General features: G+C 69.4%; 19 protein-coding genes. 4 read left to right on the top strand and 15 right to left on the bottom strand.

Annotated elements, in window-relative coordinates:
* Nucleotides 1-67: 67 nt before the first annotated feature.
* Both tsf and rpsB read right to left on the bottom strand, forming a co-directional pair.
* Complete coding sequence (tsf, locus tag ACP15J_RS02595) at nt 68-895, bottom strand: translation elongation factor Ts (RefSeq protein WP_424935606.1); 828 nt, start codon at nt 893-895, stop codon at nt 68-70.
* A 49-nt stretch (nt 896-944) separates the two neighbouring features.
* Nucleotides 945-1,811: a 30S ribosomal protein S2 gene (gene rpsB / locus ACP15J_RS02600; RefSeq protein WP_424935605.1), complete on the bottom strand. Its 867-nt coding sequence runs from the start codon at nt 1,809-1,811 to the stop codon at nt 945-947.
* A 340-nt stretch (nt 1,812-2,151) separates the two neighbouring features.
* Here rpsB and ACP15J_RS02605 point away from each other — a divergent pair, with 340 nt between their 5' ends.
* Nucleotides 2,152-2,835: a murein hydrolase activator EnvC family protein gene (locus tag ACP15J_RS02605; RefSeq protein ID WP_424935604.1), complete on the top strand. Its 684-nt coding sequence runs from the start codon at nt 2,152-2,154 to the stop codon at nt 2,833-2,835.
* A 21-nt stretch (nt 2,836-2,856) separates the two neighbouring features.
* Here the strand turns inward: ACP15J_RS02605 and ACP15J_RS02610 are convergent, their stop codons facing one another.
* The 9 genes from ACP15J_RS02610 to ACP15J_RS02650 form a co-directional block, all read right to left on the bottom strand.
* Entirely contained in the window at nt 2,857-3,759 is a 903-nt protein-coding gene (locus ACP15J_RS02610) for a tyrosine recombinase XerC (protein WP_424935603.1), read from the bottom strand.
* An 86-nt stretch (nt 3,760-3,845) separates the two neighbouring features.
* The gene (dprA, locus tag ACP15J_RS02615; RefSeq protein WP_424935602.1) at nt 3,846-5,138 is read right to left on the bottom strand and encodes a DNA-processing protein DprA; all 1,293 of its coding nucleotides are present in this window, start codon (nt 5,136-5,138) and stop codon (nt 3,846-3,848) included.
* Nucleotides 5,135-6,667 carry a YifB family Mg chelatase-like AAA ATPase gene (locus ACP15J_RS02620; RefSeq protein ID WP_424935601.1) on the bottom strand — a complete coding sequence of 511 codons (1,533 nt, stop codon included), beginning with the start codon at nt 6,665-6,667 and terminating at the stop codon, nt 5,135-5,137. The genes dprA and ACP15J_RS02620 overlap by 4 nt, the downstream gene beginning before the upstream one ends.
* The gene (locus ACP15J_RS02625) at nt 6,664-7,026 is read right to left on the bottom strand and encodes a YraN family protein (RefSeq protein ID WP_424935600.1); all 363 of its coding nucleotides are present in this window, start codon (nt 7,024-7,026) and stop codon (nt 6,664-6,666) included. The genes ACP15J_RS02620 and ACP15J_RS02625 overlap by 4 nt, the downstream gene beginning before the upstream one ends.
* Nucleotides 7,027-7,158: 132 nt before the next feature.
* Nucleotides 7,159-7,485 carry a DUF2469 family protein gene (locus ACP15J_RS02630; RefSeq protein ID WP_197220549.1) on the bottom strand — a complete coding sequence of 109 codons (327 nt, stop codon included), beginning with the start codon at nt 7,483-7,485 and terminating at the stop codon, nt 7,159-7,161.
* Between the two features lie 81 nt (nt 7,486-7,566).
* A complete protein-coding gene (locus ACP15J_RS02635) occupies nt 7,567-8,226 on the bottom strand; it encodes a ribonuclease HII (protein WP_424935599.1) in 660 nt (219 codons plus the stop codon).
* A complete protein-coding gene (gene lepB / locus ACP15J_RS02640; RefSeq protein ID WP_424935598.1) occupies nt 8,223-9,023 on the bottom strand; it encodes a signal peptidase I in 801 nt (266 codons plus the stop codon). The genes ACP15J_RS02635 and lepB overlap by 4 nt, the downstream gene beginning before the upstream one ends.
* Before the next feature lie 124 nt (nt 9,024-9,147).
* Nucleotides 9,148-9,495 carry a 50S ribosomal protein L19 gene (gene rplS / locus ACP15J_RS02645; protein WP_197220047.1) on the bottom strand — a complete coding sequence of 116 codons (348 nt, stop codon included), beginning with the start codon at nt 9,493-9,495 and terminating at the stop codon, nt 9,148-9,150.
* Between the two features lie 203 nt (nt 9,496-9,698).
* Nucleotides 9,699-10,214, bottom strand: coding sequence for a hypothetical protein (locus ACP15J_RS02650; protein ID WP_424935597.1), 516 nt, complete (start codon nt 10,212-10,214; stop codon nt 9,699-9,701).
* A 120-nt stretch (nt 10,215-10,334) separates the two neighbouring features.
* Here ACP15J_RS02650 and map point away from each other — a divergent pair, with 120 nt between their 5' ends.
* On the top strand, nt 10,335-11,117 hold the full coding sequence (gene map / locus ACP15J_RS02655) for a type I methionyl aminopeptidase (protein ID WP_424935596.1): 783 nt from the start codon (nt 10,335-10,337) through the stop codon (nt 11,115-11,117).
* Nucleotides 11,118-11,257: 140 nt separating this feature from the next.
* Nucleotides 11,258-11,743 (top strand): hypothetical protein, encoded by a 486-nt coding sequence (locus tag ACP15J_RS02660; protein ID WP_424935595.1) that lies wholly within the window; start codon nt 11,258-11,260, stop codon nt 11,741-11,743.
* A gap of 133 nt (nt 11,744-11,876) precedes the next feature.
* Here the strand turns inward: ACP15J_RS02660 and trmD are convergent, their stop codons facing one another.
* Genes trmD through rpsP form a run of 4 tightly spaced genes read right to left on the bottom strand, consistent with a single transcriptional unit; the run spans nt 11,877 to nt 13,930 of the window.
* On the bottom strand, nt 11,877-12,602 hold the full coding sequence (trmD, locus tag ACP15J_RS02665; protein WP_424935594.1) for a tRNA (guanosine(37)-N1)-methyltransferase TrmD: 726 nt from the start codon (nt 12,600-12,602) through the stop codon (nt 11,877-11,879).
* The gene (gene rimM, locus ACP15J_RS02670) at nt 12,592-13,209 is read right to left on the bottom strand and encodes a ribosome maturation factor RimM (RefSeq protein ID WP_424935593.1); all 618 of its coding nucleotides are present in this window, start codon (nt 13,207-13,209) and stop codon (nt 12,592-12,594) included. The genes trmD and rimM overlap by 11 nt, the downstream gene beginning before the upstream one ends.
* A gap of 1 nt (nt 13,210) precedes the next feature.
* The gene (locus tag ACP15J_RS02675) at nt 13,211-13,441 is read right to left on the bottom strand and encodes an RNA-binding protein (protein ID WP_424935592.1); all 231 of its coding nucleotides are present in this window, start codon (nt 13,439-13,441) and stop codon (nt 13,211-13,213) included.
* A 6-nt stretch (nt 13,442-13,447) separates the two neighbouring features.
* Nucleotides 13,448-13,930 (bottom strand): 30S ribosomal protein S16, encoded by a 483-nt coding sequence (gene rpsP, locus ACP15J_RS02680; RefSeq protein WP_424935591.1) that lies wholly within the window; start codon nt 13,928-13,930, stop codon nt 13,448-13,450.
* Between the two features lie 244 nt (nt 13,931-14,174).
* On the opposite strand from rpsP, the gene ACP15J_RS02685 reads away from it, so the two are divergent.
* Nucleotides 14,175-15,305, top strand: coding sequence for a glutamate--cysteine ligase (locus tag ACP15J_RS02685; protein ID WP_424935590.1), 1,131 nt, complete (start codon nt 14,175-14,177; stop codon nt 15,303-15,305).
* Nucleotides 15,306-15,367 lie beyond the last annotated feature (62 nt).

The raw sequence follows: 15,367 nt of genomic DNA on the forward strand, positions 1-15,367 counted from the left end.
GCGTCCTCGGAAGCGCGGGCATGAAGAAGGGGCTCGGATCGAGACGATCCGAACCCCTTCCGCGGTCTTACGCGCCGACCTTGAAGCGCGCGAAGTCCGTCACCGTGATGCCGGCGTCCTTCGCGACCTGCCCGACGGACAGCTTGTTGTCCTTGGCGTAGTCCTGCTCGAGCAGGGCGACCTGCTTGAAGAACGCCGCGACACGACCCTCGACGATCTTCGGCAGAGCAGCCTCGGGCTTGCCCTCGTTGCGCGAGATCTCGGTGACGATCTCGCGCTCCTTCTCCACGTCCGCCGCAGGGACGTCCTCGCGGGTGAGGTAGGACGGGTTGGCGAACGAGATGTGCTGGGCGATGCTGCGTGCGGTCTCCGCGTCGTCACCGCTGTAGGCCACGACGACGCCGATCTGCGGAGGCAGGTCCTTGCTGGTGCGGTGCAGGTACACCTCGGTCTTGTCGCCCGAGACCGTGCGCACACGACGCAGCTCGACCTTCTCCCCGATGATCGCCGCCTCGTCCGAGATCAGCTGCTCGATGGTCTGGTCGCCGGCAGAGGCCGAGAGGACCTCGTCGACCGTGTTGGCCGAGGCCGCCGCGGCCGCGTCCGCGACCTTCTCCGCCAGCGCGATGAAACGCTCGTTCTTCGCGACGAAGTCGGTCTCGCAGACGAGCTCGATCAGCGTCACGCCGTCCCCGTTCTCGCGAGCGACGACCAGCCCCTCGCTCGTCGAGCGGTCGGCACGCTTGGCGTTGCCCTTCGCACCCTTGAGGCGGAGGATCTCGGTGGCCTTCGCGACGTCGCCGCCTGCCTCCTCGAGCGCCTTCTTGGTGTCGACCATTCCGGTGCCGAGCTGCTCACGCAGCGCCTTGATGTCGGCGATGGTGAAGTTCGCCATGTGTGGTGGCTCCTTGCTTCCTGTGTCGTTCGTGTGGGTCAGTCGGTGATCACTCGGCAACGGGCGCGTCGGCGACCGGAGCCTCATCGGACACGACGGCCTCGGCAGCCGGGGCGTCGGCCGGAGCGGCCTCGGCAGCCGGGGCGGCCGCGCTCTCGGTCGCACCCTGCTCGAGGAGCTCCTGCTCCCACTCCGCCAGCGGCTCGGCGTCCCCGGCCTCCGGGTTGTGCTTCTGCTGCAGTCCCTCGGCCGCCGCGTCGGCGATGATGCGCGTCAGCAGCGAGACCGAGCGGATCGCGTCGTCGTTCCCGGGAATCGGGTACTGGAAGTCGTCCGGGTCGGCGTTCGTGTCGAGGATGCCGATCACGGGGATGCCGAGCTTCTTGGCCTCGTCGATCGCCAGGTGCTCACGCTTGGCGTCGACGACCCACAGCGCCGAAGGGGTCTTGGTGAGGTTGCGGATGCCGCCCAGCGACTTGTGCAGCTTGTCCAGCTCACGCTTCTTGAGCAGGAGCTCCTTCTTGGTGAAGCCCGATGCTGCCGGGTTCTCGTAGTCGAGCTCCTCGAGCTCCTTCATGCGAGCGAGGCGCTTCGCGATGGTGGAGAAGTTGGTGAGGAGGCCGCCGAGCCAACGCTGGTTGACGTAGGGCTGGCCGACGCGCGTAGCCTGCTCGGCGAGGATCTCCTGCGCCTGCTTCTTGGTACCGACGAAAAGGATTGTGCCGCCGTGCGCGACGGTCTCCTTGACGAAGTCGTAGGCGCGATCGATGTAGGACAGGGACTGCTGCAGGTCGATGATGTGGATCCCGCTGCGCTCGGTGAGGATGAAGCGCTTCACCTTCGGGTTCCACCGACGGGTCTGGTGTCCGAAGTGGACGCCGCTGTCGAGCAGCTGGCGGATGGTGACGACGGCCATGGTCGTTCTCCTTGTTCTGGCGCGGAGCGCCGTTCCGGTTGTCGAGCCGATCGGACGATCGGCGGTCCTGGTGCCCGGCGCACACCCCGCCCTCGAAAAGGGACCGTCGGGATGGATCGCCACGATAAGACGCTGTGGGCACGCGTAGTCACCCCGATACCGAGGTGCCTGTTCAGCATATCAGCAGGAGGCGCGGACGCCACGCGATTCAGCGGGTTCGCCGGTGGTCATGTCGCCGCCGCATCGTCGCCCGTCCTGCACGACATCGGGGTCGCGGAGGCTGTCCACCGATCATGGAGGCACCTGTCCGATCGGAGGCGACCACGGGCAGGGTCGAAGGATGACGTCCTCGCCGTTCGCAAGTCAGCATCGGTCTCCCGCCCCGCGCCGCGTCCGGCACTCTGCCTGGCTCAGGCTGAGCGCACTCGTCCTGGTCTTCAGCGCGTCCACGACGGGCACGGCCGCCGCTGCGCCCGTGGCAGGAGCTGCGTCGTCTTCGTCCGTCCTCGCGCACCTGTCCCCCTCTTCCCGAGACGCTGTCGGCGAGCATGCCTCCGACGGTGCCGCTGTCCGTGCGACATGGCGAGCCGACGCCGACGTGTCACCGGAGGGGCGCTGGCTCTGGCCTTTCCTTGGCACACGGAGGGTGGCGGCGCCGTTCCGTGCGCCCGCGCATCTCTACGGCCCGGGCCACCGCGGCATGGACCTGGTGGGGACGGGCGAGGTGCGCAGCGCCGCCGACGGCATCGTCGCCTTCCGTGGTGTCGTCGTCGATCGCCCCGTCATCACCGTGGCCCACGGCGACGGACTCGTCGCGACCTACGAGCCGGTCGAGAGCACCCTCGAGCCCGGTGCCCCTGTGCGCCGCGGGGAGTCCCTCGGGCGACGGACGACCGGAGGTCATGCGCCGTCGGGAGCGTTGCACCTCGGCGTGCGACGGGACGGCGTCTACGTCGACCCGCTTCCGTTCTTCGCGCCGATTCCTCGCGCCGTCCTCCACCCCTGCGGCTCATCCGTATGCTGATCGCGTCGATCGGCTCAGGACTCAGGCGCGAGGGTGGGCCAGGCGATAGGCCGAAGTGAGACGCTCCGCAGAGACGTGCGTGTAGATCTGTGTCGTGCCGAGGCTCGCGTGCCCGAGGATCTCCTGGACGGCGCGAAGATCCGCGCCGCCGTCGAGCAGATGGGTCGCCGCCGAGTGACGCAAGGCATGCGGGCCTACCCTCTCCGAACCGACGAGGGGACCGAGCACACGAGCCACCAGCTCATACACCGTTCGCGGTCCGACCTCGCCGCCACGGACGCCGCGGAACAGCGCCGGCGTCACACGCGACGTCCGCGCCAGGAGAACAGGGCGGGCGCGGCTCAGATACGCTCCGACCGCATCGGCGGCGGGCCGTCCGAACGGCACCACGCGCTCCTTGGCTCCCTTTCCCAGCACTCGGGCTGTCGCGCGATCGAGGTCGAGGTCATCGACCGCGAGGCCGCACAGCTCGGAGACTCGCATACCGGACCCGTAGAGCAGCTCGATGATCGCGCTGTCGCGCAGCGCGATCGGATCGCCCTCCGAGGCGACGTCGCGCATCCCGTCCAGCAGCGTCCGCATCGCATCGGCCGAGGCCACCGCAGGGAGTGTCCGCCCGCGCTTTGGCGCCACAAGGCGAAGACTCGGGTCGGCGGCTATCCGTCCTTCGTCCTTGGCCCAGGAGAGGAACGAGCGCGCCGCTGCCGTCCGTCGCGCGAGAGTGGACCGTGCGTCCCCGCGCTGAGTGGCGCGCCATAGCCAGTCGCGGAGAGCCTCGAGGTCGACGTCCGCGAGATCGGGGTCGCCCGTCGCCCGCGCGAGATCGACGAGGTCGGACCGGTAGGCCCGAACGGTCGCCGGAGACAGGCGGCGGACGCACTCCAGATGGGCAACGAAGTCCTCGGCGACCGCAGAGATCTGCATCCCCCCAGGATGCGCCGTGCCGAGACTCGCGCGCTTCTCCCACGCCGTGATCCGACGCACTCGTGCCCGGTCTGGTCCGCTTCGGATCAGTCGTCCCGTCCGGTGTCCGGCTGCTGCGTGCGAGGCCCCCGAACCGCACCCCTGTCGCGCCACCCGCCCTCTTCCCGAGTCACCTGACCTTCGAGCGACAGCATCCCGAGCAGAGTCTCTATCCGCCGTCGCGAGAGCCCGGAACGTCGGGCGAGCTCTTCCACGGAACACGCGGCACGCCGGCTGAGCGCGTCGCGCAGTAGCGCCAGGTCAGCGTCGGCGTGGTCCGTCGACGCTGAGGCGAGAGCTCGCTCGCCGATCAGCTCACACACGTCGGCGGCGGAGGTGACGCATCGAGCGTCGTACTCGCGCAGCAGCCGGTGACACCCCGCCGACATCGACGAGAGGACGCTCCCGGGGACAGCGCCGAGCGGGCGCCCCAGGGTCGCCGCGTGCCCTGCGGTGTTCAATGACCCGCTGCGCCAACCGGCCTCGACCACGACCGTGGCGGCTGCGAGCGCACCGATCACGCGGTTGCGCGCGAGGAACCGCCATCTGGTCGGCGTGGAGCCGCATGGAAGCTCACTGACCACCGCGCCCGTCTCCGCGATCCGGGCGAACAGCTGACTGTGTCCGGACGGATAGGCACGATCGACCCCGCCGGCGAGCACGGCGACCGTCGTCCCGTCTGCGCCCAGGGCAGCCCGGTGCGCTGAACCGTCGATGCCGTAGGCACCGCCCGAGATGACGACGACCCCCTGTGCCGCGAGCTCGCCGGCGAGAACGCTGGCGACGTGCTCACCGTAAGAAGAGGCGGCGCGTGCACCGACGATCGCCACACCGGTCCTTGCCAACGCGACGCCCTGACCCCGTGCCCAGAGAGCGAGCGGCGAATGCGGCCCGAGGTCGGCGAGCATCTCCGGCCACTCCTCGTCGTCGGGGAGGAGGAGCCGAGCACCGCACTGGACGGCTGTCCGCAGGGCTCCGTGGATCTTTCCTCGGTCGAGACGGGCCGTCCAGCGTCGTCGCCCTTCCCTGAGCTCACCGAACGCAGGCCGAGCGGCGTCATTCTCGGCATCGGCGGCAAACGCCCTGTCACCGGCGCACATCACTCTCAGCGCCTCGACCGGCCCGAGCGCCGATACGAGGGCCCCTGCGACCCCGTCGCCGGGCTCGCACACAATGTTCCATGCGACGCGGGCGATGGTCTCCTGCCCTTCCCGGTCGGGTCGAAGCGCGCCGGCTGCGCGCAGAAGCGTCTCATCGGCCAGCACGTCGTCCGCGTTCGCCTGGCCCTGCGGCGGCCTGATCTCCGCGGCGTCCGGCGTCACACCAGCCGCATCGCTCATCCGAGCAGTCCCTTCTTGAGGAACAGGGCTCGTCCGACCTGCTCGGCATCAGGACGTTCCGCGCCGTCGAGATCGGCGATCGACCACGCGAGGCGAAGCACCCGGTCATACCCCCGAAGCGTCAGCGCGCCTCGCCGGAGGGCGCGGTCAAGCGGGTCGCTGACGGCGGGCGGCAGGCGATGGCTCCCTTGGCGCAGCCAAGTGCCCGGCACCTGCGCGTTGGTCGACCACGGCGTCCCCGCCCACCGCGCGAGCCCCCGCGCACGCGCGGCGGCAACCCGTTCCCTGGCGTCGTCCGTCGAGACTCGACCGCGGGACGCGCTGGTCGCGATCGTCGCGGAGACCCGGGAGACGTGGATCTCGATGTCCAGGCGATCTCGGAGCGGTCCCGAGATCCGTCCGCCGTATCGTCGGATCGCCGCAGGCGAGCACAGACAGTCCTCGCCGCCCACCCCGTATGAGCCGCAGGGGCAGGGATTCGTCGCGAGGACGAGCTGGAACCGCGCCGGGAACGCGGCGGTGAACTCCGCACGATGGATCTGGATCCTGCCGTTCTCCAGCGGCTGACGCAGCGAGTCCAGAGTCGTTCGTGGCGCCTCGGCGGCCTCGTCGAGAAACAGTACGCCTCCGTGCGCACGAACGATCGCTCCCGGTCTGGCTTGTCGACTTCCTCCCCCGACGAGCGCCGCCACGGACGCACTGTGATGCGGGGCGACGAACGGTGGAGTCCGGTCGAGCGCCACGATCCGCTCGCCGGCCAATGAACGGATGCAGGCGACCTCTCGCGCCGTCTCGTCGTCGAGCCGGGGAAGAATCCCCGGCAGCCGACGGGCGAGCATCGTCTTGCCAGCGCCCGGCGATCCGGTGAGGAGCAGGTGGTGCCCGCCGACGGCCGCCACGAGAAGGGCCTCGACCGCCTCGTCCTGCCCCACAACATCGGCGAGCTCGGGGACCTCGTCGCGGCGGGACACGGGAGCGGGATCGCGAACCGGCCGGATGTCGAGCGGCTCGGCCAACTCCGCGCCGTGGAAGAGCGCGACCTGGGCGAGAGAGCCCATCGGGTGGACCTCGATCCCGGCGACGAGGCCGGCTTCCTCCGCATTGGCCGCGGGGACCACGGCGCGCGCGAAGCCGGCACGATGCGCAGCGTGGAGCGCCGGGAGGACCCCGGGGACAGGGCGAAGACGTCCGTCCAGCCCCAGCTCACCCAGGTGGACGGTCCGCTCGACGGACGCGGGATCAAGCGTCCCCTGCGTGGCGAGCGCGGCGGCGGCGATCGCCAGATCAAAGCCGGAGCCGTGCTTCGGAAGGCTGGCCGGCGACAGATTGATCGTGAGCCGTCGTGGCGGCAGGTCGAGGCCGCTGTTCTTGCAGGCGTTGTGGACACGGCTCGCGGCCTCGCCCAGCGCCCGGTCCCCCAAGCCGATGAGCTCGAACCGCGGCGTCTGCTGAGAGACGTCGGCCTCGACCTCGACGAGATGGCCGACGATCCCCGAAAGCGCGACCGACCAGGTCGTGGCCGTGCTCATCGAAGGTCCTCGAGGTGCTCGAGGACGCCGCTCTCAGGGTCGTCCCCGATGATCCCGATCGCATCGATCCGACGTGATCGGCCGCGGCTCTGTCGCGGATGGGCGGCCGCCCAGGCGTGAGCAAGACGCCACAGACGCGCCCGTTTCCGTGCGTCGACCGCTTCGAACGGATGCCCGAAGGCGAGCGAGCGTCGCGTCTTCACCTCGATGATGACGAGCACGTCGCGGCGGGAGGCCACGATGTCGATCTCGCCCTGCGCACAGCGCCAGTTGCGGTCCAGGATCCGATAGCCTCGCGCGATCAGGTGCCGTGCCGCCCGGAGCTCGCCCGCCCTGCCGAGAACGTCTTTCGCTGCCATCCGGAGAGCATCGCCGATCCGGCGGGGACACGGGACATGGGCTTCAGGATCCGTGCAGAACCCATCCGGTGCACCCTCTGTGCAGGAACGACCCCAGCGTCCTCCGGCCGCCCGCAGGACCGGCTCGCGAGGTCACTCGCCGTCGAGCGACAGCTCCTGAGGGATCTCGAACTCCCGCCGGGAGAGCTCCTCGATGTTGACGTCCTTGAACGTGAGCACGCGCACGGCCTTCACGAAACGGTCGGCGCGATAGATGTCCCACACCCAGACGTCGCTCATCGACACCTCGAAGTAGAAGTCGTGCTCGGTGTCGCGACGGACGACGTTGACGTCGTTGGCGAGATAGAAGCGCCGCTCCGTCTCGATCACGTACTGGAACTGCGACACGACGTCCCGGTACTCCCGGTAGAGAGCGAGCTCGAGCTCGCGGTCGTAGTCGTCGAAAGCCTCGTCGTCCATGGTCCCTCCATCCTAGAAGCTCGCGGCGTCCCCGACGCGCACCTCGGCGCACGGACGCGCGGGACCGTCCTCCGCAGCGTGTCAGAACAGAGTGGGAGCGTCGGCGATCGCCCAAGAGGCGCGATGCAGAGGGCTCAGCCCGAATTCACGGATCGCCGCCCTGTGCTCCGCGCTCGCATATCCTTTGTTGCGATCCCACTGATAGGCCGGGTGCTCCTCGTGTCGGCGGACCATGAGCCCGTCCCGTTCGACCTTGGCGATCACAGACGCCGCCGAGACCGATGCGCAGTCCCGATCGGCTTTGACGATCGGGCGCACCAGGATTCGGCCAGGGTGGACTGCAGAGACGTAGTCGTGGTTGCCGTCGAGGATCAGCAGCGCCGTCTCTGCGTCGAGGTGCTCGCCGCACGCCGCGATGATCGCCCGTGACGCCGCAAGGCCGAGCGCCCGCATGATGCCGACCTCGTCGACCTCGTCGTTCGCGGCCCACCCCACGGCGCTGGAGAGCACCCAGTCCGCCGCACGTGCGGCCACCTCGGGCCGTCGCCGCTCTGGGACGAGCTTCGAGTCACGCAGTCCTTCGGGCACCCGCCTCCGCGCGGCCGTGGCGTCGATCACCGCAGCCCCCACGGCGACCGGTCCGGCCAGCGCTCCGCGACCGACCTCGTCGAGGGCGATGACGTGCTCATACTCCCGCAGGAACCGGCGTTCGAGCGTCAGCCGCGGAGCGACGACGGTCATGCGCCCCTCCCCGGGCGCCCCCGCCCTGTGCGCCCACGACCGGAGCGCGTACGTTCCTCGACCCCGCTGAACACCGAGTAGTGGCCGTCGATGACGCCGAACCGGTCGAAGGGCCACGTGATGAGGAAGGCGCGTCCGACGATGTTCGTCATCGGGACGAACCCCTCGCCCGGCTGGTCTTGGTGGTACCGAGAGTCCTGAGACCTGTTCCGGTTGTCTCCGAGCACCCAGACCGTCCCGTCCGGGACCGTGACGTCGAAGGGCACGTTGGAGGCCTTGGTGTCGCCGGGAGGAAGCTTGATGTACGAGGTCTCGTCGATCGCGGAGCCGTTGATCGTGATCTGCCCCAAGGCGTTGCAGCAGACGACGTGATCCCCTGGCAGGCCGATCAGACGCTTGACGAGATGGTCGTCCGAGTCGGGGGCCGCGATGCCGACGAGCGTCAGCAGCCATTCGCCCGCCTCCTCGATCGGGGACCGCGGCGGCTGCGGAGGCTGGGGCGGAAGCCAGCCGCCCGGGTCCTTGAACACGATGACGTCGCCTCGGTGGTACGAGGTCCACCGCGGCGTCAGCTCGTCGACGAGGATCCGGTCCTTGATGAGGAGGGTGTCCTCCATCGAGCTCGACGGGATGAAGAAGCTCCGCACGACGAAGGTCTTCACGAGGAACGAGACGAGAACCGCGACCAGCAGGATAACGAGGACGTCGCGGAGGAAGACGACCCAGCCGCGCCGTCGTCGAGCAGGCTGCCGATCGCTGCGCAGCGGAGCCGCCTCGGCGGCGATGTCGTTGCTCATCGACTTCCTTACACACGGGGATCCGGCCGCCCGATGGCGGCTTCTCTAGCGTCGCACACGATGAGAAGAACGGAGCGCCCCGGGACGTCGTGTCTCGGGGCGCTCCAAAGGAGAGGACCGCGCGTCAGTTGTCGCGCTTCTCCTTGATCTTCGCCTTCTTGCCGCGGAGGTTGCGGAGGTAGTACAGCTTGGCGCGGCGCACGTCGCCGCGAGTGACGACCTCGATGTGGTCGATCACGGGGCTGTGCACCGGGAAGGTTCGCTCCACGCCCACCTGGAAGCTGATCTTGCGGACGGTGAAGGTCTCGCGGACACCGTCGCCCTGGCGGCCGATGACGACGCCCTGGAAGACCTGGATGCGCGAACGAGTGCCCTCGGTGATGTTCACGTGCACCTTGACGGTGTCACCGGGGAAGAACTCGGGGATGTCGGAACGGAGCGAAGCCGCGTCGACGGCGTCGAGGATCTGCATGATCGTCTCTCTCTGCACTCGCCTCAGGTCGGATGCAACTACTGGAAGGAACAAGATGTGATCGGTGCCGTACGGCGCAGAGCGCGTCCGTGGGCTCCCCTGAGGCAGAGCCGGTCACGGCACAAGGGTCAATTCTGCCACGGATCGCGGAGCGCGCAAAAACGAGGGGCTCAGCGACACCTGACCTGCGGACTGGCGGCCCCTCACGCCTCGCCGGAACGCCCGGTCTCTGTGACCACGATGACCTCGCCGTGCTGCCGTACATGTCCTCGTGCCGGCTCCTCGGGGTCGCCGAAGCCTGAGGGACGCGTCGCGTCGGCCTCGAGGACGATCCCCGCTGCTCCCCGCGCGGTCACGTCCCTCCAGAGCTGCCAGAGCGTCGACCAGAACAGCACCAGGAACACCGCGATCGTGGCTGTCAGCAACCATCCGAACGCATCCCGCGGGAAGAAGCCGAGCGCGATGGTCAGCGCATGCCATGCCCCGAAGCCGAGGACGTCCTGCCACGATGCCGCCCGCTCGCGGCGGACGGTGGGCCGCGCCCGTACGAGCAGCGAGAGCACGAGCTCGCCGACGAGCACCGAAGGGATCGCGATGAAGAGGACCCAGAGGAACGCCCACCCGCCGGCTTGGAAGACGCCCCAGCCCACGAGCAGCCAAAGCGGCAGCACGGCCACGGCCGGGAACAGCCAAGAGAGGAACGCCTGCCGAATCCACATACCGCGATCGTACGGGCGCCTCCTCCGCGTCCGGCCGACGTTCGCTGTGAGCATGCCGAGCACGAGGCGAGGCGTGCCTGTCGCGGATGCGTGAGAATGGAGGAGACGAGAGGAAACCCGATGATCGAACTGCGCACACCTGCCGAGATCGACGAGATGCGCGCCGCCGGACGCTTCGTCGCCGAGACCCTGGCGACGTTGCGCGAAGAGACCAAGGTCGGGACCAATCTCCTGTCGATCGACCGGCGCGCACACGACCTCATCCGTAAGGCCGGCGCCGAGTCCTGCTACATCGACTATCACCCGTCGTTCGGTGCGAGCCCGTTCGGCAAGGTCATCTGCACCTCGGTGAACGATGCGGTGCTGCACGGGCTCCCCCACGACTACGACCTGCACGACGGCGATCTGGTCACCCTCGACTTCGCGGTGGCCGTGAACGGCTGGGTTGCGGACTCCGCGGTGTCCTTCGTCGTCGGCACCCCACGAGACGAGGACATCCGCCTCATCGAGACCACCGAGCGTGCGCTGGCGGCGGCGATCGCCGCCGCCAGCGTGGGCAATCGCATCGGCGACATCTCGGCCGCGATCGCCGCCGTCTCGCATGGCGAGGGCTACTCGATCAACACCGACTTCGGCGGGCACGGCGTCGGACGCACGATGCACGGCGACCCGCACGTGGCGAACGACGGCCGCGCCGGGCGTGGCTTCCCGCTGCGCGCCGGCCTGGTCCTCGCCCTCGAGCCGTGGCTGCTCGCGACGACGGACGAGCTGGTGACAGATCAGGACGGCTGGACGCTGCGCAGCGCGGACGGCTCCCGTGGCGCGCACTCCGAGCACACCGTCGCCGTCACCGACGAGGGCCCGATCATCCTCACCGACCGCTCGTTCCTCGGCGTCCGCTGAGAGACAGCAGACGCGCCCGGCAGCGACCCCATGGCGCACGACGCCCGATCTTCCCTAGAATCGGAGCCCTGGCGCGTCGTCCGGCGCGCTAAGCGGCTTGCCCTGGCGATCCGCGTCGCTTCCACCGAGAGGGTGAGATCATGACCAACCCCGAACAGCCCGGCTCCGTTCCCGGTTCCCCGGTTCCGCCCGCGGACGCCGCTCCCGCGGCCGGCTCCGTCCCGCCCGCGCCGCAGGGTCAGCCCGCCTACCCCGCGCCGCAGGCCCCCGCCCCGGGGCCCGCAGACCTCGCGGCGGGATACCCTGCCGCTCCCGGATACGCCCCGGCACCCGCCTATCCGGCTCCGGTCCCGGGTCGCGGCCTCGCCATCGTCGGGTTCGTGCTCGCGTTCCTGCTTCCGCTGATCGGCATGATCATCAGCATCGTCGCGACGGTGAAGCTGCGGCGTGCCGGTGCTCCGTCGGGTCTGGCGATCTCGGGGATCATCATCGGCGCGATCCTCACGATCATCTGGATCGTCGTCGGGCTCGTGGTCATCGCCGGCATCCTCGCCTACGCCTCGGTGTGCGCGCAGTACGGCCCCGGCGTGTGGGAGAACAACGGCCTCACGATCACCTGCGGCTGACCCCGCCACCAGAAGGCCGAGATCGCCGCGCAGGATCCGCGGCGATCTCGGCCTTCGGCGTTCTGCCGACGGGAGCGGGTAGGCGGCGGGAAGCGGTCGGCGACCGGGATGCCGGCAAGAGCAAGCGACGTCGTCAGGGGAGATCGCCGGTCGAGGGCAGCGGCTCGCCGCTCTCCCCCCGCGCGAGGAGATCGGGGCGTCGCGTCCGTGTGCGCTCGAGCTGCTGCTCATGCCGCCACGCGGCGATGGCCCCGTGATTGCCGCTGAGGAGGACGGGCGGCACCTCCCTCCCGCGCCACACGGCGGGCTTCGTATAGGAGGGGTGCTCGAGGAGGCCGTCCTCGTGGGACTCCTCGACCAGGCTCTCGGGGTTCCCCACGACGCCGGGGACGAGTCGCCCGATCGCCTCGATCATGGCCATCACCGCCACCTCGCCGCCGTTGAGGACATAGTCTCCGAGGCTGATCAACCGCACCTCGCCACGCGCCGCGGCCTCCTCGAAGACCCGCTCGTCGATGCCCTCGTAACGGCCGCAGCCGAACACGATGTGCTGGCGCGTGGCGAGCTCGTGAGCCGTGGCCTGAGTGAAGAGCTCACCGGCCGGCGAGGGGAAGACGATCGTCGGGCGATCCTCGCCCGCGAGCTCATCGATCGCGAGCCCCCAGGGCTCCGGCTTCATGACCATGCCCGCGCCTCCCCCGTACGGGGTGTCGTCGACCGTCCGATGGCGATCGTGCGTCCATGCGCGCAGATCGTGCACTCGGAGGTCGAGGAGGCCTGTCTCGCGAGCTTTTCCGAGGAGCGACAGCGTCAGCCCGTCGAAGTACGACGGGAAGATCGAGACGACGTCAATCCGCACCGGGAGCGTCCTGCACCGTCACGTCGCCGGTCCCCGCCGCGACATCCTCCTCGGCGAGCTCCTCGAACAGGCCGGGAGGAGGAGTCACGACCACGCGACCGGCGACGATGTCCACGGTCGGCACGATCGCGGACACGAAGGGGACCATCACCTCGTTCTCTCCGGAGCGCACGATGAGGAGGTCCTGTGCGGGGAGATGGTCGACGCGGACGACACGCCCGATCACGGCGTCGTCGCGGACGACGTCGAGGCCCACCAGCTGATGGTCGTACCAGGCGTCGTCCTCGGCCTCCACCGCAGCCTCGCGGTCGATGTCGATCCACAGGATCGCCCGGACCAGGCCCTCGGCTGCAGTGCGGTCCTCGACGCCGTCGAGGAAGACGACGGCGTTGCCGTTCATCACGCGATATTCGCGGACGGTGACGGTCTTCCCGTGCCATGGAGAGGATTCAGGGACCTGGAGGGTGAACTCCGCTCCCGCCACGAACCGTCCGTCCGGGTCGTCGGTGTAGAGCTCGACCTTCAGCGCGCCCTTGAGGCCATGAGCCTTGACCAGGCGCCCGACTCGCAGCTGGTTCCGGCCTCCCGCGCGTTCGCGAGCGGCCACGTCAGTCGTCCGCGACGTCGACACGGACACGACGCCCGTCCGCCAGCGCGGAGACGAGCGTACGCAACGCCTTGGCGGTGCGGCCGCCGCGCCCGATCACTCGTCCCCGGTCATCGGGGTGCACACGCACCTCGAGCAGATCGCCACGAGGCGATGAGGACTCGGTGATGCGCACGTCGTCAGGGTGATCGACGATCCCCTTGACGACGTGTTCGAGCGCGGCGGCGAGCACGGCGGATTACTCGGCGTCGGTCGCGGACTCGGCCGCGTCCTCGACGGGAGCCTCGGCGGAAGGAGCCTCCTCAGCAGGAGCCTCCTCGGCGGGAGCCTCCTCGGCGGCAGGAGCCTCCTCGGCGGGAGCCTCCTTCTTCTCCGCCTTCGGCTTGATGACCGACTTCTTGGCGGCGTCGGCCTCGAAGGCCGCCTTCTCCTCGGCGACCTTGAGGGTGCTCTTCGCCCCCTTCTCGCCCTTGAAGATGCCCCAGTCACCCGTGATCTTGAGGATGGCGGCCACCTGCTCGGTCGGCTGCGCGCCGACGGAGAGCCAATACTGGGCGCGCTCGGAGTTCACCTCGATGAACGACGGCTCCTCGGTGGGGTGGTACTTGCCGATCTCCTCGATCACTCGTCCGTCGCGCTTGGTGCGCGAGTCCGCGACGACGATGCGGTAGTAAGGCGCACGGATCTTGCCCAGGCGCTTGAGACGGATCTTGACAGCCACGATTCTCCTGAATGGTGTGGAAGGAAGACGAACTGATCACCTGGAGCGTGGGGTGCACACCCGGTGGAAGCTCTGCGGAGGACGGTGCGCTGGATAGAGGGTCGAGCGAGCCGTCCGACCCTCTATTCTGCCAGATCACGGCGCCGCCCGCGAAACTCCGGCGCCCGCCGCCGTGTCGCACGGATCGTGACGCCTCGCGACGACGCACCCCTGCGCCGCAGATGCCCCGTGTCAGACTGTGCGCGTGACGATCCGCTTCGCCGATTCCGAACGTTCGACGGTGGGCCTCGAATGGGAGCTCATGCTCGCAGATCCGCAGACCGGAGACCTCGTCGGGCGGGCTCCCGAACTCCTGTCCGCGCTGGAGACGGCGAGCGCGCCCGAGCGGCACACCGTCACCGGAGAGCTGCTCACGAACACGATCGAGGTCACGAGCGGCGTGGGGCGCTCGGTCGCCGAAGCCACCGCGGACGTCGCCGCCGCGATCGCCGCCGTCCGTGCGGCGACGATCCCTGCAGGCATCGCCCTCCTCTCCGCCGGGAGCCATCCCTACGCACAGTGGTACGACCAGCAGGTCTCCGACAAGACCCGCTATCGCACCCTCATCGACCGGACCCAGTGGTGGGGACGGAACATGATGATCTGGGGCATTCACGTGCACATCGGGGTGGAGGACAGGGACAAGGTGCTCCCGATCATCGGAGCGCTGACCGCCTATCTTCCGCACCTGCAGGCGCTGGCGGCGTCGAGCCCCTTCTGGGCCGGTGAGCGCACGGGGTACGCGTCCAATCGGGCACTGGTCTTCCAGCAGCTGCCCACCGCGGGACTCCCCTGGCCCCTGCGCACCTGGGCCGACTTCGAGTCCTATCTCGACGACATGCAGCGCACGGGCGTCCTGGCCGACGCGACCGAGGTCCGTTGGGACATCCGCCCCGCCCCGCGCTGGGGAACGATCGAGGTGCGCGCCTGCGACGGCATGTCCTCCCTCCCCGAGCTCGCCGCGGTGGCCGCGCTCGTGCAGACGCTCGTCGAGCACTTCTCACGACGTCTCGACCAGGGCGAGGAGCTCCCCTCGCTCCCTCCGTGGTTCCATCGAGAGAACAAGTGGCGCACGGCCCGCTACGGGCTGGAGGCCGCGGTGATCGTCGATGCCGAGGGCACGCAGCGGCCGGTCGGCGAGCACCTGCGCGAGACGCTGGCGCTCCTGGGTCCCATCGCCGCCGATCTCGGCGCGGTCGACGAGCTGGCCAGAGTGCACAGGATCCTCGACGGCGGTGCGAGTTATGCGAGGCAGCTGAAGGTCGCGGACCAGACCGGGGACCTCCGTGCCGTGGTACGCCATCTCATCACGGAGTTCGAGGACGGCCTGCGCTGACGGGCGACTCGCCCTCCACGGACGAAGCGCGGTCCCCTCTCACCGGCGTGTGGGCCTGGCGC

This window comes from Microbacterium sp. S308A+ (assembly GCF_049800815.1).
Lineage (GTDB): Bacteria > Actinomycetota > Actinomycetes > Actinomycetales > Microbacteriaceae > Microbacterium.